At 44.8% G+C, this 17,415-nt stretch carries 22 protein-coding genes; 16 read left to right on the top strand and 6 right to left on the bottom strand.

Annotated features, from left to right (window positions below):
• Positions 1–20: 20 nt before the first annotated feature.
• The 6 genes from coxB (at position 21) to BLQ44_RS03065 (ending at position 5,522) form a co-directional block, all read left to right on the top strand.
• Positions 21–1,085 (top strand): cytochrome c oxidase subunit II, encoded by a 1,065-nt coding sequence (coxB, locus tag BLQ44_RS03090; protein WP_093191937.1) that lies wholly within the window; start codon positions 21–23, stop codon positions 1,083–1,085.
• 28 nt (positions 1,086–1,113) lie between these two features.
• A complete protein-coding gene (gene ctaD, locus BLQ44_RS03085) occupies positions 1,114–2,973 on the top strand; it encodes a cytochrome c oxidase subunit I (RefSeq protein ID WP_093191935.1) in 1,860 nt (619 codons plus the stop codon).
• Positions 2,973–3,596, top strand: a complete 624-nt coding sequence (locus BLQ44_RS03080) for a cytochrome (ubi)quinol oxidase subunit III (protein WP_093191933.1) — start codon at positions 2,973–2,975, stop codon at positions 3,594–3,596. Before ctaD ends, BLQ44_RS03080 begins: the two co-directional genes overlap by 1 nt.
• 3 nt (positions 3,597–3,599) lie before the next feature.
• Positions 3,600–3,926 carry a cytochrome c oxidase subunit IVB gene (ctaF, locus tag BLQ44_RS03075; RefSeq protein ID WP_093191931.1) on the top strand — a complete coding sequence of 109 codons (327 nt, stop codon included), beginning with the start codon at positions 3,600–3,602 and terminating at the stop codon, positions 3,924–3,926.
• A 217-nt stretch (positions 3,927–4,143) separates the two neighbouring features.
• Positions 4,144–5,046, top strand: coding sequence for a cytochrome c oxidase assembly factor CtaG (gene ctaG / locus BLQ44_RS03070; protein WP_093191929.1), 903 nt, complete (start codon positions 4,144–4,146; stop codon positions 5,044–5,046).
• A 20-nt stretch (positions 5,047–5,066) separates the two neighbouring features.
• Complete coding sequence (locus tag BLQ44_RS03065) at positions 5,067–5,522, top strand: DUF420 domain-containing protein (RefSeq protein WP_093191927.1); 456 nt, start codon at positions 5,067–5,069, stop codon at positions 5,520–5,522.
• Positions 5,523–5,571: 49 nt separating this feature from the next.
• On the opposite strand, the gene ytvI is transcribed toward BLQ44_RS03065, so the two are convergent.
• Both ytvI and BLQ44_RS03055 read right to left on the bottom strand, forming a co-directional pair.
• Positions 5,572–6,630 carry a sporulation integral membrane protein YtvI gene (gene ytvI / locus BLQ44_RS03060; protein WP_093191924.1) on the bottom strand — a complete coding sequence of 353 codons (1,059 nt, stop codon included), beginning with the start codon at positions 6,628–6,630 and terminating at the stop codon, positions 5,572–5,574.
• A gap of 87 nt (positions 6,631–6,717) precedes the next feature.
• Positions 6,718–7,089: a YugN family protein gene (locus tag BLQ44_RS03055; RefSeq protein WP_093191922.1), complete on the bottom strand. Its 372-nt coding sequence runs from the start codon at positions 7,087–7,089 to the stop codon at positions 6,718–6,720.
• A gap of 186 nt (positions 7,090–7,275) precedes the next feature.
• Between BLQ44_RS03055 and BLQ44_RS03050 the strand changes: the two genes are divergently transcribed.
• Together BLQ44_RS03050 and BLQ44_RS03045 are read left to right on the top strand one after the other, a co-directional pair.
• Positions 7,276–7,710 (top strand): YlbF family regulator, encoded by a 435-nt coding sequence (locus tag BLQ44_RS03050; RefSeq protein WP_093191920.1) that lies wholly within the window; start codon positions 7,276–7,278, stop codon positions 7,708–7,710.
• 15 nt (positions 7,711–7,725) lie between these two features.
• Positions 7,726–8,001: a YlbG family protein gene (locus BLQ44_RS03045; RefSeq protein WP_093191918.1), complete on the top strand. Its 276-nt coding sequence runs from the start codon at positions 7,726–7,728 to the stop codon at positions 7,999–8,001.
• A gap of 33 nt (positions 8,002–8,034) precedes the next feature.
• On the opposite strand, the gene BLQ44_RS03040 is transcribed toward BLQ44_RS03045, so the two are convergent.
• Complete coding sequence (locus BLQ44_RS03040; protein ID WP_093191916.1) at positions 8,035–8,418, bottom strand: DUF7147 family protein; 384 nt, start codon at positions 8,416–8,418, stop codon at positions 8,035–8,037.
• Positions 8,419–8,550: 132 nt separating this feature from the next.
• On the opposite strand from BLQ44_RS03040, the gene BLQ44_RS03035 reads away from it, so the two are divergent.
• The 3 genes from BLQ44_RS03035 (at position 8,551) to coaD (ending at position 11,150) form a co-directional block, all read left to right on the top strand.
• Positions 8,551–9,864, top strand: a complete 1,314-nt coding sequence (locus BLQ44_RS03035; protein ID WP_093191914.1) for a hypothetical protein — start codon at positions 8,551–8,553, stop codon at positions 9,862–9,864.
• A gap of 244 nt (positions 9,865–10,108) precedes the next feature.
• Positions 10,109–10,666, top strand: coding sequence for a 16S rRNA (guanine(966)-N(2))-methyltransferase RsmD (rsmD, locus tag BLQ44_RS03030; RefSeq protein ID WP_093191912.1), 558 nt, complete (start codon positions 10,109–10,111; stop codon positions 10,664–10,666).
• 1 nt (position 10,667) lies between these two features.
• On the top strand, positions 10,668–11,150 hold the full coding sequence (coaD, locus tag BLQ44_RS03025; protein WP_093191910.1) for a pantetheine-phosphate adenylyltransferase: 483 nt from the start codon (positions 10,668–10,670) through the stop codon (positions 11,148–11,150).
• 76 nt (positions 11,151–11,226) lie between these two features.
• Here coaD and BLQ44_RS03020 read toward each other — a convergent pair whose 3' ends face one another.
• On the bottom strand, positions 11,227–12,270 hold the full coding sequence (locus tag BLQ44_RS03020) for a hypothetical protein (protein WP_093191908.1): 1,044 nt from the start codon (positions 12,268–12,270) through the stop codon (positions 11,227–11,229).
• A 133-nt stretch (positions 12,271–12,403) separates the two neighbouring features.
• Here BLQ44_RS03020 and BLQ44_RS03015 point away from each other — a divergent pair, with 133 nt between their 5' ends.
• On the top strand, positions 12,404–13,417 hold the full coding sequence (locus tag BLQ44_RS03015) for a SepM family pheromone-processing serine protease (RefSeq protein ID WP_093191906.1): 1,014 nt from the start codon (positions 12,404–12,406) through the stop codon (positions 13,415–13,417).
• A gap of 45 nt (positions 13,418–13,462) precedes the next feature.
• Here the strand turns inward: BLQ44_RS03015 and BLQ44_RS03010 are convergent, their stop codons facing one another.
• Positions 13,463–14,659, bottom strand: coding sequence for a nucleotidyltransferase (locus tag BLQ44_RS03010; protein WP_093191904.1), 1,197 nt, complete (start codon positions 14,657–14,659; stop codon positions 13,463–13,465).
• A 137-nt stretch (positions 14,660–14,796) separates the two neighbouring features.
• Here BLQ44_RS03010 and BLQ44_RS03005 point away from each other — a divergent pair, with 137 nt between their 5' ends.
• Genes BLQ44_RS03005 through BLQ44_RS02990 form a run of 4 tightly spaced genes read left to right on the top strand, consistent with a single transcriptional unit; the run spans position 14,797 to position 16,741 of the window.
• Positions 14,797–15,324: a YceD family protein gene (locus tag BLQ44_RS03005; protein WP_322787513.1), complete on the top strand. Its 528-nt coding sequence runs from the start codon at positions 14,797–14,799 to the stop codon at positions 15,322–15,324.
• A gap of 50 nt (positions 15,325–15,374) precedes the next feature.
• A complete protein-coding gene (gene rpmF, locus BLQ44_RS03000) occupies positions 15,375–15,548 on the top strand; it encodes a 50S ribosomal protein L32 (protein WP_093191900.1) in 174 nt (57 codons plus the stop codon).
• 60 nt (positions 15,549–15,608) lie between these two features.
• Positions 15,609–16,355 carry an enoyl-CoA hydratase/isomerase family protein gene (locus BLQ44_RS02995; protein WP_093191898.1) on the top strand — a complete coding sequence of 249 codons (747 nt, stop codon included), beginning with the start codon at positions 15,609–15,611 and terminating at the stop codon, positions 16,353–16,355.
• Positions 16,356–16,408: 53 nt separating this feature from the next.
• Positions 16,409–16,741, top strand: a complete 333-nt coding sequence (locus BLQ44_RS02990) for a hypothetical protein (RefSeq protein ID WP_093191896.1) — start codon at positions 16,409–16,411, stop codon at positions 16,739–16,741.
• A gap of 58 nt (positions 16,742–16,799) precedes the next feature.
• Here the strand turns inward: BLQ44_RS02990 and BLQ44_RS02985 are convergent, their stop codons facing one another.
• Positions 16,800–17,288 (bottom strand): N-acetyltransferase, encoded by a 489-nt coding sequence (locus BLQ44_RS02985; RefSeq protein ID WP_093192040.1) that lies wholly within the window; start codon positions 17,286–17,288, stop codon positions 16,800–16,802.
• Positions 17,289–17,415 lie beyond the last annotated feature (127 nt).

Raw genomic sequence — 17,415 nt, 5'->3', positions numbered from 1 at the left:
GAGAAAGAGAGGTATTACACATGAAAGGTTGGATTGGCAAGCTTCGTCCTGTATTCATTTTCAGTGTACTTACACTTTTCCTCGCCGGGTGTGGGGAAGAGAATCTAAGTGCGCTCAAACCTAAAGGGTACGGGGCTGAGCTATTACTCGATCTCATGGTGATCAGTATCGCGATTATGTTATTCGTGTTTGTGATCGTCATGGCTATTTATACTTTTGTACTTATCCGTTACCGCCGTAAGAAGGGAGACGAGGACTACATCCCGAAACAGACGGAAGGTAACAAATCATTGGAGATCATCTGGACTGTAATTCCGATTCTATTGCTTCTTATTCTGGCAGTTCCGACAGTACAGGCTACTTTCGATCTCGCAGATGAAGCCCCTCGTAGTGAAGAAGGGTCAATTACTATCGAGGTTACAGGAAATCAATATTGGTGGCATTTCAATTACCCTGATCAGGAAGTTTCCACCAGTCAGGACCTCTATATCCCTACAGGGGAGCGCGTATACTTAGATATGACATCCAGTGATGTGATCCACTCCTTCTGGGTACCGTCGATTGCAGGTAAGATGGACACGAACCCGGGTGGAAATGAGAACACTATGTACTTAGAAGCTTACGAAGAAGGCGTTTACTGGGGACACTGTGCTGAACTTTGTGGTGAATCCCATTCACTTATGGATTTCCGTGTCATTGCAGTAAGTTCTGAAGACTATGATCAGTGGATTTCTGACATGCAGAATATCGATGCCGAAGCTACACCTGAAACGCAATCGGCACAAGATGGAAAAGCTGCATTTGAAAACAGCTGCATGGGCTGTCATGCCATAGGTAACTCACCGGCTGGGGTAGGACCGAACCTGAGTAACTTCGGAAACCGTACGAAAATTGCCGGTATCCTAGATTATAACAAGGAAAACTTGGTCGACTGGATCATGAACCCTGATGAGTTTAAACCGGGGAATAAAATGCAAGGATACAACGTAAGTGAAGAAGAAGCTCAGCAAATTGCTGATTACTTGATGCAGCTGGATCATTCCGAGGTAACGCCGGAATCTGTCAGTTCTTCAAGCGAAGAGTAGATATTCAGAGAAAAAGGGAGGTTATAGCGTGAGTAATGCAATTGCACAACAACGCGGCCTCGGAGCGATGATCTGGGATTATATTACGACCGTTGACCACAAAAAGATTGCACATCTTTATCTGGTCTCCGGCGGATTCTTCTTTCTGATCGGTGGTCTCGAGGCGATGATTATCCGTATCCAGCTAATGAAGCCGGATAACGAGTTTATTTCCGCAGGACTTTATAATGAAATGATTACGATGCACGGTACGACCATGATATTCTTAGCAGCCATGCCGCTCATATTTGCGTTAATGAACGCCGTAGTACCATTACAGATAGGGGCACGAGATGTAGCATTTCCATTTTTGAACTCTCTCGGCTTCTGGTTATTTCTGTTCGGGGGCCTACTCCTGAACGTATCGTGGTTCACAGGCGGGGCACCGGATGCTGGTTGGACGAACTATGCACCGCTGTCTACGACCTCGGCCGGACACGGCGTTGATTACTACGTCATGGGATTACAGATTTCAGGGGCAGGAACATTGATCGGTGGTATCAACTTCCTGGTAACGATCATTAACATGAGAGCTCCTGGTATGACTTATATGCGTATGCCGCTTTTTACATGGACGACGTTCATTACAAGTGTGCTTATTCTATTTGCGTTCCCGGCACTTACGGTTGGTCTGTTTCTTATGATGTTCGACCGTATGTTCGGTTCAGCATTCTTTGATGTGACCGCTGGTGGTAATGAAATTATCTGGGAGCACTTATTCTGGATTTTCGGGCACCCGGAAGTTTACATACTTATTCTTCCATTGTTCGGTGCGTTCAGTGATATTATTTCTACTTTCTCGAAAAAACGACTGTTCGGTTACTCAGCGATGGTTTTCGCAACTGTACTGATCGGTTTCCTAGGCTTCATGGTGTGGGCCCACCACATGTTCACGGTAGGACTCGGGCCGATCGCAAACTCGATTTTCGCCGTTTCTACAATGGCAATCGCTGTACCGACGGGTATCAAGATATTCAACTGGCTATTTACGATGTGGGGCGGAAGCATTAAGATGAGTGCAGCTATGCTTTGGTCTATCGCATTTATTCCTTCATTTACCATTGGAGGTATGACAGGAGTAATGCTTGCATCTGCTGCTGCTGACTATCAGTACCATGATACGTATTTCGTAGTTGGGCACTTCCACTACGTCATCGTTGGTGGGGTAGTGTTCGGTATCTTTGCAGCATTGCACTACTGGTGGCCGAAGATGTTCGGTAAGGTCCTGAATGAGAAATTGGGACATCTTGCGTTTTGGCCGTTTTTCATCGGCTTCCATTTGACGTTCTTCATCCAGCATTTCCTTGGTCTTATGGGAATGCCACGTCGTTACTGGACATATTTCGAAGGTCAAAGCCTTGCAACAGGAAACATGATCAGTACGGTCGGTGCGTTCCTTATGGCAATCGGTACACTGATATTCCTTTACAACATCGTTTATACAGCGATCAAAGAACCTCAGGCATCCGCCGATCCGTGGGATGGACGTACTCTTGAGTGGTCGATTCCATCTACACCACCGTTCTATAACTTTAAACAGACACCACTTGTTCGTGGTTTGGATCCTCTTTGGATCGAGAAGATGGAAGGAAGAAAAGGTGTAACTCCTGCAGAACCGCTTGGAGATATCCACATGCCGAACGCTTCTGTTCTTCCATTCCTGATGTCTCTTGGTCTGTTTATCGCAGGATTCGGATTCATTTATCAAGTGGATCACAATGCCTGGTTTATAGCAGTGGCTGTCGGAATGGGACTTACCCTGGGTTCAATGCTCACCCGTTCCCTGAAGGATGACCTCGGTTATCACATTCATAAAGAAGATCTTGTAGAGAAAGGGGATGGCAAATAATGAGTCATGACGACGTTTTAAATCCGAAACAGATGCCCCATGATCCGGAAAAAGCCACCCTTGAAGGTAAGAACAAATTTATAGGATTCTGGATGTTCCTTGGAGGAGAGACAGTGCTATTCGCTTCTCTCTTCGGGACATACCTGGCTCTTGTCCGCTCGACGTCCGGAGAGAACACTCCGGAGCACCTTTTTGGTCTTGAACTAGTATTCATTATGACGATGCTCCTATTGACCAGTTCGTTGACAAGCGTATATGCGATGTATCACATGAAGAATCACGATTTCAAGAAGATGCAGTTATGGCTTGGAATAACTGTTCTCCTCGGTCTCGGGTTCCTCGGTTGTGAAATATACGAGTTCTATCATTACATCCATGAATATGGATTCACGTTCCGGTCTTCGGCATTCGGATCAGCGTTTTATACCCTGGTTGGATTCCACGGGGGACACGTAGTTTTCGGTCTCAGCTGGATCGTCGCTTTGATGATCCGTAACCAGAAGCGCGGACTGAACCTTTATAATGCACCGAAATTCTATATTGCCAGTCTTTATTGGCACTTCATCGACGTAGTATGGGTATTCATCTTTACTGTGGTATACCTTATGGGAAAGGTGGGGTAGAGAATGACAGATCACACGGATTCCACTTCGAAACATAAGATTGACATTCATAAGAAAGAGCATAAAGAAGAGATGATTCATCAGGTGATCAGCTTCACGCTGATGATCCTCTTCACCTTTATTGCGTTTGGGATGGTCATTTTAGAAATAAGTTCTTATTTCGTAAAGCCTGTGCTGATCCTTCTTGCGGTAGTACAGGTGGTATTTCAGCTTTATTATTTCATGCATATGAAGAATAAAGGACATACAATGCCAGCAATGATGATGTTCAGCGGAATTGCAGTTGCAATTCTCACGATCATCACTTTTACAACAATCATCTGGTGGTAAGGTTGGAACTGGCACAATAAGTAACAGAAACGTATGAAATCAGAGTAGAAACCCTGATTTCATACGTTTTTTTACGGAGGTACATACATGCTTTTGAGGAAACAGTCCATTGTTTTAAATTTTGACATTTTAAGAAACAATGGGTGATACATCTCGTTTTTTTTGCTGATGTCCGTTAAAATGGGGAATAGGAACGTTTAGACATGGGGTGAAAAAGATGTGGTTAGAACTACAGATATTCGGGTTTCGAGCGTTGTGGAGCCCATACTATATGATTTTTATTCTGGGGCTTGTACTTCTTTACTTTTACCTTACAGGGCCCGGTAGAAAAACCGAAGAAGGAAAGGCTTCCACGTTGCAAAAGGTGATGTTCCTGTCCGGGGTCACGCTTCTCTATATCGTGAAAGGGTCTCCCGTCGACTTACTGAGCCATATCATGTTTGCAGCACACATGACGCAGATGGCACTCTATTATTTACTGGTACCTATTCTTATAATCAAAGGCGTTCCCTTAGAGGTTTGGAAAAGGATAGTGGATCGACCGATAATCAGACCTGTCATGAAGCTGTTGACGAGACCATTGCTTGCTCTCATTTTATTCAATGGTATATTTTCGATGTATCATGTGCCTGTCGTATTCGATTTTGCCAAATCGAATGAGTTGGTCCATGCCTTTATATCAACAACAATCCTGTTTCTGGCCTTTTGTATGTGGGTCTCTGTATTTCCGCCATCGAAAAATCTGGACAGGCTCAGTCCGATTCTCAAGATAGGTTTCATTTTCGCAAATGGAGTATTGATCACTCCTGCATGTGCGCTGATCATCTTTTCTGAGGTGCCATTGTATGATACTTATACTCAATCAGGGGCCTGGATGGAAGCGATGAGTCTCTGTGTCCCTTCCGGAATTCTAGAAGGATTACCCAGCTCTCTGAGCGGTCCTGGATTCTTCACTTCCATGCCTATTGTGGAAGATCAGAAGTTGGGTGGCATCATCATGAAAATTATGCAGGAAATCATTTTTTCAGCCATCATGGGCTACATATTCTTCAGCTGGTTCAACAAAGATGAAAGAAATATCGTAGACCCTATACCGGAAACAACGTACGAACATAGTTAATAGATACAGGAGAGATGTATATGCCCGTATTGCCAACGATCAGTACCTTCTTCATCGTTATTAGTGCCATCTTCGTAGGAATCGGCTGGATTCTTATTGCGAAGAACAAGAGAGCGGCACACAAAAAAGCCATGCTTGCAGGGGCAGCCAGTGCGCTTATATTTTTCATCATTTATGTGAGTCGCACGGTGTTCGTAGGAAACACAAGTTTCGGAGGGCCTGAAGAATATAAGATCTACTACACGATCTTCTTAATATTCCATATCATTCTTGCAACGACAGGAGCGGTATTTGGAATTGTCACTCTAACGCTTGCATTTAAACGGAACATCAAAAAGCATCGGAAAATCGGTCCAGTCACAAGCATCATTTGGTTTTTTACTGCCATCACTGGTGTCGCTGTCTACCTGCTTCTCTATATCATATATGATGGAGGACATACGACAAGTCTTATCAAAGCCATTCTCGGCACATAAAAAAAGAAGGAACTGCTTGTATAGAGCAGTTCCTTCTTTTTGTGTTCTTTTAAATTTTTATATTCAGCTTGATCAATCCGGCTTCCTTTGCAGAATTGAAAGCGATGACCACCAGGGGCCCTATGAAGAATCCAAGGAACCCGATAAGCTTCAGGCCGATGTACATGGCTATGAGTGTTGCAAGCGGTGATAATCCTATTTGTGTACCCATGACTTTAGGCTCTACCGTACGACGGATTGCCAGAAGAACAATGGCAAGAACAGCTAATTGGGTACCTGTAGCAATATCGCCTGTAGCGAACATATAGATGGACCATGGTCCGATAATCGCGATAGATCCGATAATAGGAATGAAATCGACCACCCAGGTGATCAGTGACATGAGAACCGCTACTTCGGGTGCAATGAATAGCAATGCTAACAGAGTGACGATGAATATAATGATACTCACCTGAAATTGTGCTTTCAAGAAACCGAATACGACGTATCCGAGACGGGCATTCATGAACTTGACTTTCTCTGACGTCTCTTCGGTCAGATAGCTGTGCATTTTCTTCCTCAACCGAGGCAGTTCAAGCATGAATAGGAATAGAGCGATCAAGTATACCAACAGGCTTACAATGAGGTTAGGTATCTTTGTCGCAAACGCAGCAGCATTCTCGATATTCAACGTTTCCGTCAGTCTGTCGGTAGAACTTTGCAGACTTTCTTCGATGCGTGAGGATGTCTGGTCCACGAATTCCTTAGGCAGCATCTCCATGAAACTGTTCATGTTATTCTGAAGATCGATCAACACCTGATTCAGCTGCGAAATGTAATACGGAGCATTATCTATGAGTTGAATAATCTGAGCGACAGCTCTCGTGACAGCGAAAGTCCCTATCAAACCGAGTAGCATAAGAAATAGGAGGAATACGATAGAGACAGCTAACTGGCGACCTATATGAAACCGGTACTGAAACCAGCGAATCGAAGGGTTCAGAAACAGAGCAGTAACGTAGGCGACGATGAGTGGCACAGACACCGGTAAAATGAAATAAGCTGCGATGATCCCTGCAATCGTGAGTAAAATTAAAGTCCACTGGCGTTTTGTTAAATATTTAAACAACTCTTTACGGTGTCTCCTTTCTTCAAGCGCTGATTCATTGTTAAAAAGAGCCGCTCATCATTCGAGATGTGCGACTCTTGCTACTTCTTACTGCTCCACCTGATTCGCTTTTGCAGGGGGCTGCACGTTGCTTACAAGTCGATGCGCTTTGTTGATCATGTCTTTGGAGAAGCCTTCGTCCTCGCCGTACTCCACCCCGTGTGGGTAATAGTGGCGTCCGAGTAAAGGTGTCATCAATTTGATGACCGCATTTCCTTTATCTACGTCCCCTTCAAGAGCGTACCCTTGGATTCGTACATAATAAGTGATGTTCTCTTCATTCGATTCAATTTTATAATCGTATGTAACTCGCTCGTAGTCCCAGGAACCGCCAAGCATGAACCCTTTGGATTCCATAACTCTGGTCAAAGTCCTAACATCAAGAACCAAATCTTCAATACCTGTATTTTCTAGTTTCAATGTCTCCACCTCACAACAATGTATGTATAGTGTTCATTTTATTATGAAAAAGGAAAAGTTGCAATTAAACTGGTGAGGTTTCTCCTTATTTTCGGGGGTAAAAGTGCCGGAACCTGAGAAAAGTTCCATGAAAGATTTTATTCTCTTCCGGTGTTTGATAAGATGAAGGTGGAGGTGAAGCCTTTTATGTTAGCTACAATGGAAGTTGTAGATGTGTTAGATAGATCGGAAGAAATCGGACAAATGATCATGGATTCGGACGTGTTCAAGGAATTTTATCAGTCCAAACAGGAAATGGAAGAGAACGAAGAAGCACAACGACTTATCCATAATTTCAATAAAATGAAAGACCAATACGAAGAAGTTCAGCGCTTCGGCAGGTATCATCCTGACTACAGTACCATCACTAAGAGTATCCGCAGCGTGAAGCGGGAAATGGACATGCATGAGAGTGTCGCTCGTTACAAACGCGCAGAGCGGAACGTTCAGAAGTTATTGGATGATATCAGCCAGAGTGTCGCCTATAGCGTAAGTGAACAGATCAAAGTCCCTCGGAATGGGATGGTCTTTACAGATACAGGTTGTTCATGCGGCAGTGGCGGCGGTTGCGGCTGTTCTTAAAAAGGAAGTGACATAATGAGAGTGCCTAGGCAGGGGATCATCGTCTATTTTCAGCAAATGAAAAACGTCCGTCATTTAAAAAAATACGGACACCTTATTCACGCCTCGAAGCGCCAGAAATATGCGCTCATCTATGTGAATCGTGATAATCTCAATGAGAAGATGGAAGCTCTTCAACAGTTACCTTACGTTCATCGGGTAGAGCCCTCGTATAAGCCGGAAGTTCGAGTTGACTACGAAAATGCAAAGCCGGATAAAGCGAAAGAATACGACTATAAATTCGGAATTTAAACGAACAACGCACGGAGCCTCCGTGCGTTGTTTTTAAGTAAGGCGGGGCAGTTCTTTATTGCTTCTGAGTATCCCGATCAGATATTGGTAATAGAGCTCAGTCTCCGGAAACATGGTGGATGGCTTCAACGTGTATTCGTGGATATCCACTCCGATTTCTTCTGTCATCCGTTTAAAAAGATCATATCGCGTATTCGGAATTTCGTGAGGATTCGGTATTCCCTCTCTGCAGATATAAATAGGTTGGAATTTATCTGCCGGCGCCATGATCAGTGCCAGCGAAGATTTCGGTTTACCTTCTCGTTCACAGTGAAATGCAAGAGCTCCTTTGACACGAGAAGGCATCTGCCTCCCGAGTTCTATAAGTTCATAGATATCTGTGTACCCTTCCCCTAGTTCAATGAATTTTTGTCGCATAGAACGGATTCCTTTCTGAAACAAGTTTCTTCTACTCTAGCACGAGTCGGCCATAATGCAAAACTATTTCAACACCTATAGAAGTATAGTAAACTGAGCCGTAAAGGAAAACGTCAGGGGGTCTACGAACCCATGAAGAAAATGCTCCTAGTGTTGCTTTTCATCGCCTCGACAGCAACCATTACACTCACCTATCAGTGGCTGGATTTTTCGGAGAACCACATTTCGGAAAGCTCCTCAGTCAAGTCAACTGTAACCATAACAGCTACGGATGAAGAGCTTCGCATAGAACAATCTTTCGGGGGATATGTTCCCGGTAGTTATAAAATCGATTATCCTGATGAAGCCGAAGAGATTGCTTGTGCCCCTGCCCCTTGCGGCGAAGCAGACAATTTTCAACTGAAAGAAGAGTCTCCCGTTCTATCCTATCGTCTGCCTTTATCTGAACAAACAAGTCACTGGGCAGCCGAGCTTAAGGAAGAGGAAGTCCGTTATGAAGTAGTTGTGAAGGATAGAGCATATGGGAACCGGAGTTTCACGATGGTAGAATCGCCGGACGCAAAAGTGGAGAAGGAACGGCTTCACTATTACAAATGGGACGATGTTACATCAGCTCCGCTGTTTATGTATGATACAACAGATACACAAAGGTTTGCCAATGATCGTCTCACCATTCTGCATGAGCGGGGGGAACTGATTGAACCTTCTTTTGTTGAAAAGGCTACAGGTTATACGGAAAAATATGGTTCTTATTTATTATTTCTTGACGAAGAACAAGATACGTTCACACAAAATAAGGTTCTTCTGCGCAATCGGAATACGGAAGTGCTCGAATCACTGCTGTTCCGGAAGCAGGCGGCTGAAAATTCCGGGGTAAGTGACCATTGGGTCATTCGCATGTATACGGCTCTTTTGTTCGAAACTTCTATGGAAAGGGCTGAACAATTAGCTTCGCCGCTTTCTTCTACATTTTCATCGGAAGAGAAAGAAGAAATCAAAAGGAAAGTGAAAGACGTAAGTGAAGAGGATGAACTAGTGGCTTTTTCTGATGACCTTTTATCTTCGATGAGAGAAGGGGAGACGACTTATTCTGAGAGAATAGCGAATAAAGCGGATAGTCGTTTCTATTATAGAGTACCAAGAATGTCTGACACGGGTGGAGAATTTCTCTTCATCACGTATCTTAATGACACCTATATCCCGCTTCAGGCTCTGAAAGAGGATCAAGCCTTTCAAATAACCATGCTTCAGAATGATTCCTTTTTATTGGAGACAAGCTCCAAGCGGATCAGGCTTTCTTTAGGTTCGGATACGTTCGTTCAGAACGAGGCGGACTTCGGCATTGCATCAGAAGCTGTAAAACGTTTTGAAGGAGGACTGTATCTGAAGGAAACCTTTATGAATGAAGTGCTCGACCTTTATCTTGGAGGTCCACAGGGAAAATAGAAGAAAAAGACGAGCCTGGAGGGCTCGTCTTTTTTTGTGCCAGTGGCACAAAAGTAAAGGGAGAGGAGAAATCGGAGGACGGGCTTATGGGGAGTAAGCCGCCTCGTTTCCGGAAGGAGCCCTTTGACCCCTTCCGTACATAGTCTGTTCAAGCGGGGGAAGACTTATACAGGAAAGAATGATTTTTCTCCTGAAGGTTTTATGGTAGGATAAAGAAAAATGAGTGGATAGGGGGTGACAATGGATGAGAGTAGTCAGTGGAACGCACAAAGGTCATCGTCTATATTCTGTTCCTACCCACAAGACAAGACCTACGACCGACAAAGTGAAGGAAGCCGTGTTTCAAATTATCGGCCCTTATTTTGATGGAGGCGTGGTATTTGATTGTTTTGCAGGCAGTGGAGGTCTCGGTATCGAGTGTTTGAGTCGTGGAGCGGAAAAAGCGATCTTTGTGGACAAGGAACCAAAAGCGATTAAGACGATTTGGGACAACGTGAGAGCTTTGAAGCTTGAAGACCATGTTGAAGTCTTTCGTACTGACGCATATCGTGCTATGAAAGCGGCCGGCAAACGGGGAATTACTTTTTCTTACGTATTTCTGGATCCTCCTTATAAAAAGTTTTCTTATGAAGACTTGATGCAGAAGCTTCTGGAGCATGAGCTTCTGGAAGATGGAGCTGTCGTCGTATGTGAACATGATATTTCGGAAGCGCTTCCTCGGGAAGTGGGACCTATTCGTCAATTCAAACAAGAAGAATACGGCTCGAACATAGGAGTATCGTTTTATCAAAAGGAGGAGTAGGATGTCAGGCTTAGCGATTTGTCCAGGAAGTTTTGACCCGATTACATACGGTCATCTCGATATCATAGAAAGAGCGGCGCGAGTGTTTGATGAAGTCCGCGTCGTCGTATTCAATAACCAGAGCAAATCTCCTCTATTCTCTGTGGAGGAAAGAAAGGCATTGATCGAGGAGTCTACAAGCCACCTCGGGAATGTCACCGTCGATGGGTATGGTGGTCTTCTGATGAACTATGCGGAAGAAGTCGAAGCCAAAGCCATCATCCGCGGTCTCCGTGCGGTGAGCGACTTCGAATATGAAATGCAGATCACATCGATGAACCGGAAATTGAACGAGAAGATAGAGACGTTTTTTGTTATGACCAATAATCAGTATTCGTTTCTCAGTTCCAGTATCGTTAAGGAGATCGCCAGGTATCACGGAGAAATCACTGATCTGGTTCCGGATGCTGTAGATAAAGCTTTGAAAGAAAGGTTTCAGAGGTGAGACGAGCACGGCACGTCACCGAACTGTCAGACGAATTACAATAATGGGGTATGTGGAAGCTTCGATCGACTGTTGATCAAAGCTTCTTTCTTTTACATAAGGGGAGTACTATCAGGATATACATCAATAGAATGAAACTGGTGTAAAGGGGAAAGTCCTGTCCTCTTAGGGAATAATTGTCTGCCGCCTGAACCGGTATAGAGAACATATGCAATACAGTCACCAATAATAAGACATTCATAATCCCCTGCAGAATTCTCGTCCTCAGATAAGTTCCTGGTCTTATGTCCGTCCCCTGAAGCATACTGACTACTTGGGCCTGTACCGAAAAGCCGTGGAAGCCTGTAAGGAAAGTCAGAAAACAGAGCTGGACCAGAAGCGGTTCGTCAAGTGAGGTTATAAGATCGACGCCTACGGTGATTTCAAACAGTGCTGGAATAAAAGTATGTGTGATTCCGATAGCCGTGAAGAGACGTAGGAGCATTTCTGTGAGCACGGAAAAATAAGTGATGACCCCTCCGACAATCAGAAGGGTGTCGACGGACTTACGGATCGTTCTTGTCAACTCAGCTCCGAAAGGTCCTGGTACCTGCTGGGAATGGTTGGAGGGCAGGACAGGAACGTTCTTCGTATTGTTTCGAAGAAGGAGACCGAGAATAATGGTGGAAAGGTACAGACACCCAAGCAATACCCATCCGATTTCCGGAGACGAATAATACCCCCCGGCAATAACCCCAAGAATAAAGAGGGGACTGGGTCCATTAGAGAAAGCGAGCAGCCTCTCTGCTTCCTCTTTAGCTAGCAGCCCTCTTCTTCTGAGGTCTGCGGTCCATCTGGCACCGGCAGGATATCCGCAAAGCATCCCCATTATAAGAACGAATCCGGCTTCTCCAGGGAGGCGGAAAATGACCTTGACAGGCTTTTGGATCCATACTCCCAACTTTTCTACGAAGCGATAAGCGATCAGAAGTTCCGCTGTAACAAAAAAGGGGAATAAAGCAGGAAAGACGAGATTCGCCCATAGCAAGAGGCCGTCTTTAGCTGCATCGAGTGCTACGTTCGGATATAAGAGCATACTCGCACACATCAGTAAAAGGGAAATTAAGATGAACCGTTTCATTTGGACGCCTTCTTTCCTTATACGTTGATTTCTGTACTTCTATGGACAGGCAAGGTAAAATATAGGTGTACTAATAAGCCTACGCCTACGTGCTATACATTTATGAATTGGTTGAAGGAAGGAGTCTTTTTTTATGCAAATAAATAAGAGGACACTTATTGTAGTTGTCATCACCGCCGTCATCACGGCGCTTTTGTTTTCTTATCAATTGCCTTATTACGTATATAAACCCGGTTCGGCAGACGCGCTTGATCCTGTCATCGAAGTGGAAGGTGGTTATGCAAGTGACGGCGATATGCATCTGGTCACGATTCGTGGAGGACAGGCGACGATTGTACAATGGGCCCTGGCACAAATCCGACCTTTCCACGAACTGACACCGATTGACCAGGTACGCCCGGAAGGTGTGACGGAGGAAGAGTATTTCCACGCCCAGCTCCAGATGATGGAGTCGTCGCAGGAGGCTGCGAAAGTCGTAGCCTATGAAGCTGCGGGGAAAGATATAGATATTCAATATGAAGGGGTCTATGTCGTTCAGGTCATGGATGGAATGCCGGCACAAGAACGTTTGCAATCGGGAGATCGGATCGTTGAAGTGGATGGACAGCCGGTTAATGAATCGAGTGATCTCATTGATTACGTAGAAGACAAAGATGCCGGAGAAAGTGTTTCTCTTGTGATCGAAAGGGAAAATGGGACCCTGACGAGGGATGTGGAACTGGCTCCTTTTCCCGATAATGAAGAGCGGGTAGGGATCGGTATTTCCTTAGTTACCGATCGTTCTGTTGAAGTCGATCCTGAAGTTACGGTGGAAAGCGGTGAGATCGGCGGACCCAGTGCCGGTCTGATGTTCTCTCTTGAGATTTATGACCAGCTGACAGAGGATGATCTGACAGACGGCGAAGAGATTGCCGGTACGGGGGAGATCAACTATGAAGGAGAAGTAGGTCGAATCGGAGGTATCGATAAAAAAGTGGTAGCTGCAGACGAAGCGGGGGCTTCTGTATTCTTCGCTCCGAATGAAGAAGGAGCAGAGGATTCCAATTATCAAGTTGCTAAAAAGACGGCGGAAGAGATCGGAACAGATATGGAGATTGTACCGGTGGATACGTTCGGGGAAGCGCTGGATTATTTACAGAACAATTAAAGAATCGATGACCTGGAGTGCTATCCCATCCCAGGTCATCGATTCTTAGATCATCACAGGAGGCATTCTTTCTCTCTTGACCCCTTCCGTTCTATTTACGGCACTAAGGGGAGAAAGGTATGCTTTCTGAGCTCTGATATCCATGTCGAACAATGGATGATTCAATTGTTTCAATTGTGTCAGGAGAGGGACTTCTATATTTTTCTTATGGATGGATAGATACTTCCTCCCTTTCTCATTCATGCCGAGAACCCTGACATAAGGGACGGGGGAATCGAGAATATAGCTTTCCTTTTTCTTAATGTTAGTAAGAAGGTGAACGAACAATCGCTGCAGACGAGTCCACGTGTATCTCTTCGTTTTCACCGTTTCCATCATTTCTTTGAAAGAAGTGCAGTCCGCTGCTTTAAGAATTCTGTATTCGAGTCCCTCCTCCATCCCGTGAATCTCTCTCAGTTCTTCGGGGGAAGATACTTGCAGCAGGTATTGGATCAGGGGGAAATAGTGCTCCCACGAGTGCCAGAGCCCTTTATGGAATTTATAGTCGGCAAGTGTACGGATGGTGGAAGCCGGAAGTGTTTCTTTAACATCTTCCGTTATTTCATGGTAGTGGTGAAGGTCTTTGCGTATGCTTGTAGCGCTCGAGATATGGCCCGTCATTTCTTCATCATGGTAGTCGTTTTTCAGCCTTTTGATAGTGGCCGGTTGAATAGAGGGAGCGTACTCAGCGATCGCTTTTACGTAACTGTAACCGAGGATGTTGTTCGGTCGCGATACATCCAGATCCTGGATTCCGATACTTTCGTATGCACGTCTCGAAGCTTCCGGAAAAGAGTTTCCGGCATCCAGGTGGGAAGTGAGGATGCGGTCGAACGAACTTCTTCTTTCCTGCCAGGTTCTGTGTGCAGTAAGAAAAGGGGAGATGTGACCCTCTTCACTTCCGAAGCAGATAGATGATACATTCAGATGATTGAGTGTTTCGACGGCTCCCTTAGCGAAATAATCCCCGTGTTGCACAGCGAATAGATGTGGTAATTCTACAACGAGATCGACAGCTCCGGTCAGAGCTGCTCGGGTCCGCTCCCATTTGTCTATAATTGCGGGTTCTCCCCGTTGAAGAAATGGTCCACTCATAACTGCGATGATACAGTCCGCTCCCGTCTGTTTTCTGGATTGTTCCGCATGGTATAGGTGGCCGAGGTGAAATGGATTGTATTCGACGATAATGCCTGTGGCTTGCATAAAATCTCCCTCTCCGGTATGTTTGCACTCATGTGCCATCTATTTTAACATTAGGAGAAAGCATTCATAAGGTGTAAAGAAAAAATGTTGACAAAATACTGATTTGGTTTTAAAATTACTCTTGTTGTCATGAGGTGATGACCGTGAAATTTCCTATACAAAAAGTGAAACAGGCAGGGGAAAAACCCTTCTTTTTCGAAGGAGAGGTTGATCTTTCTACCCTGGAAGAGGCAAAGAATGATATTCGTCAAATCTCTCCTGTTGAAGTAACTGGCCAGGCGGAGATGAAAGGCGAAGAAATTATTGTTTCGATGACCATCAAGGGAGAGATGATTCTTCCTTGTGCGAGGACATTGGCCGATGTGCCCTATGCCTTTCAGATTGAGGCTGATGAGTACTTCAATACGTCCCAGTATTACACGGAAGAGGATGATTCTGAAGTGCATCCCCTGGGTGGAGAAGTACTTGACTTGACTCCTTATATCAAGGAGAATGTGCTATTGGAGGTTCCATATAGAGTGTTTGCGGAAAATCCTGAAAACACCCCTCCTCAAGAAGGTAAGGGATGGGGCGTTGTGGATGAGAAGCCGCAGACAGAAGAGAAAGTGGATCCCCGTTTAGCCAAACTGGAATCATTATTGGATAATGAGGAAGACAATAAGTGAGGAACAATCACTTACTCTGAACTCATAACTCATAAAGGAGGTGTACAGCAATGGCAGTACCTAAGCGCAGAACGTCCAAGAAAGTGAAAAACCAACGCCGTACTCATAAGAAATTGAGTGCCCCTAAATTGGTTGCGTGCCAAAACTGTGAAGAATTGACTAAGCCGCACCGCGTGTGCAGTTCTTGTGGTCAATACAACGGAAAGCAAGTTGTAGAAGCGTAAGAAAGAGCCTGTCGATACAGGCTCTTTTTTTTATGTATAATAAGAGGAGGGGGGATCGTGATGGAAACGATAAATCTTACATATGAAGAAGGTGTAGCAGTCCTTATGCTGAATCGTCCACATAAACGTAATGCTGTGAATCGTGCAATGATTTCAGAATTGAAGGGAGCGCTCGATGATATCCGATCGAGTACAGAAGTGAAAGCTATGGTACTTACAGCTGAAGGACCTGAAGCATTCTGCGCTGGAGGCGATTTAAAGGAACTGCACGGGGATCTCACGGAAGAAGAAGCATATTCTGTTCTTACCCCGATGCGGGAGGTATTGTACAACATAGCAACGCTTCCTGTTCCTACACTAGCTTACCTGAACGGAAGTGCGCAAGGAGGCGGATGTGAACTCGCAAGTGCCTGTGACCTTCGTTATGGGAAGAACGACGATTATTACGGCTTTATCCAGGGCAGTCTCGGAATCGTTCCGGGATGGGGAGGAGGCGTACTCCTTCAGGAAAGAATAGGGGCCAGCGAGGCGATGAACTGGCTTATAAGGAGTGAAATGATTTCATCCGAACAAGCTCATCGGATCGGTTGGCTGCAAAAGATTACTGAAGAAGAGGACTATTTCTTTTTGAAAAAGATGTCCCCGGAACAGCTTCTCTTCTGGAAAACACAGATACTTAGCAGAATGGATGTGGAAAAACTCCATGGAAGGATGGTTCAGGAAACCTTACAGGCTGCGAAATTATGGGAGTCAGAGATGCATAAAGAAGCAGTGCGCGCATTTTTCAATGGGCGAAGGGGGCAGTAGTGATTCTATCATTCACCCATCAGGCATATAGATGAACAAATGGTTGAAGGGAAGTGATAGAGATTGCCAGGAAAGATGCGTGGAAAGAAAAAGAGGATCTGATTCTCGCGGAAACGGTGCTTACGTGTATGAAGGCCGGAAAAACACAGTTGAAAGCTTTCGAAGAAGCGTCCGTCAAGCTTAAGCGTACTCCGAGAGCGTGCGGTTTCCGTTGGAATAAAGTGCTCAGAAAAAAGTATGACGGATCGATTCGTGAGGCTCGTCAGAAGAGTGATTCTTGTACTTCACCAGATACGAAAGAACTGGAGAAAAAGATGGAAGTCTGGGAAAGGGCATGGAGTGATCTTGAGCAGTTTGTCCGTTATGTAAGGCAAGCTACAAAATAGAGGCCGCTATCCGATGAATAGCAGCCTCTTTTCTTTGAAGGAATAAGCTGGTGCCTTTTTATTCTTCTTTATCGTTTTGTTCTTCCACCCCTTGTGGAAGCCATAGAAGTGGGTTTTCTCCCAAGTCTCTTTCAACTTTATATGTCGCTTTTTGGAAACCCATACGTTCCCAGAAATTGTGGGAGTTGACGCGTGGGTTCGTTTTGATAGGAAGTTCGAAGCTTTTTGCGAAGTCTACCAATTGTTTTCCGTATCCCTGCCCCTGGTAATCTTTCAATACTTCGAGTTTCCAGAGCTCCAGGTAATCCTGAGGAGGCTCGAAATAATGATCGTATTTAGCGGATACCCTGTACAGACTCATACGGGCCACTAAAGCGTTTCCAATGTAAATTCCAAAAAAAGGCGACTCGCTGTTATTTTCAACGATATTCCCCTGGAGATCTTCAAGCATGGTAAGTTCCTGGATTCCATATTCCTTGAATCGTTTGAACTCTTCTAATGTTTTATAGTTGATAAGCAATGGCTGTACTTGTGTACTAGTACCCATCATGACTGATTCCCCTTTCAGCAATCTTTCTTTCCATCCTCATTATAGTATAAAAATTTTCAGAATGAAATGAATAATGACAACCTTTTTGTGCTGCTATGACTGGCGGAAGTTTGCTACAATGGTA

The organism is Salimicrobium halophilum (assembly GCF_900100295.1).
In the GTDB taxonomy this organism is placed as follows: Bacteria; Bacillota; Bacilli; order Bacillales; family Halobacillaceae; genus Salimicrobium; species Salimicrobium halophilum.
This window is presented reverse-complemented; position numbering and strand designations above follow the sequence as displayed.

Bases quoted from the DNA above. Each gene is read 5' to 3' on its own strand.
- coxB (WP_093191937.1), top strand. From the start codon at position 21: ATGAAAGGTTGGATTGGCAAGCTTCGTCCTGTATTCATTTTCAGTGTA.
- BLQ44_RS03080 (WP_093191933.1), top strand. From the start codon at position 2,973: ATGAGTCATGACGACGTTTTAAATCCGAAACAGATGCCCCATGATCCG.
- ctaF (WP_093191931.1), top strand. From the start codon at position 3,600: ATGACAGATCACACGGATTCCACTTCGAAACATAAGATTGACATTCAT.
- ctaG (WP_093191929.1), top strand. From the start codon at position 4,144: ATGTGGTTAGAACTACAGATATTCGGGTTTCGAGCGTTGTGGAGCCCA.
- BLQ44_RS03065 (WP_093191927.1), top strand. From the start codon at position 5,067: ATGCCCGTATTGCCAACGATCAGTACCTTCTTCATCGTTATTAGTGCC.
- BLQ44_RS03050 (WP_093191920.1), top strand. From the start codon at position 7,276: ATGTTAGCTACAATGGAAGTTGTAGATGTGTTAGATAGATCGGAAGAA.
- BLQ44_RS03045 (WP_093191918.1), top strand. From the start codon at position 7,726: ATGAGAGTGCCTAGGCAGGGGATCATCGTCTATTTTCAGCAAATGAAA.
- BLQ44_RS03040 (WP_093191916.1), bottom strand. From the start codon at position 8,418: ATGCGACAAAAATTCATTGAACTAGGGGAAGGGTACACAGATATCTAT.
- BLQ44_RS03035 (WP_093191914.1), top strand. From the start codon at position 8,551: ATGAAGAAAATGCTCCTAGTGTTGCTTTTCATCGCCTCGACAGCAACC.
- rsmD (WP_093191912.1), top strand. From the start codon at position 10,109: ATGAGAGTAGTCAGTGGAACGCACAAAGGTCATCGTCTATATTCTGTT.
- coaD (WP_093191910.1), top strand. From the start codon at position 10,668: ATGTCAGGCTTAGCGATTTGTCCAGGAAGTTTTGACCCGATTACATAC.
- BLQ44_RS03020 (WP_093191908.1), bottom strand. From the start codon at position 12,270: ATGAAACGGTTCATCTTAATTTCCCTTTTACTGATGTGTGCGAGTATG.
- BLQ44_RS03015 (WP_093191906.1), top strand. From the start codon at position 12,404: ATGCAAATAAATAAGAGGACACTTATTGTAGTTGTCATCACCGCCGTC.
- BLQ44_RS03010 (WP_093191904.1), bottom strand. From the start codon at position 14,659: ATGCAAGCCACAGGCATTATCGTCGAATACAATCCATTTCACCTCGGC.
- BLQ44_RS03005 (WP_322787513.1), top strand. From the start codon at position 14,797: ATGACCGTGAAATTTCCTATACAAAAAGTGAAACAGGCAGGGGAAAAA.
- rpmF (WP_093191900.1), top strand. From the start codon at position 15,375: ATGGCAGTACCTAAGCGCAGAACGTCCAAGAAAGTGAAAAACCAACGC.
- BLQ44_RS02995 (WP_093191898.1), top strand. From the start codon at position 15,609: ATGGAAACGATAAATCTTACATATGAAGAAGGTGTAGCAGTCCTTATG.
- BLQ44_RS02985 (WP_093192040.1), bottom strand. From the start codon at position 17,288: ATGGGTACTAGTACACAAGTACAGCCATTGCTTATCAACTATAAAACA.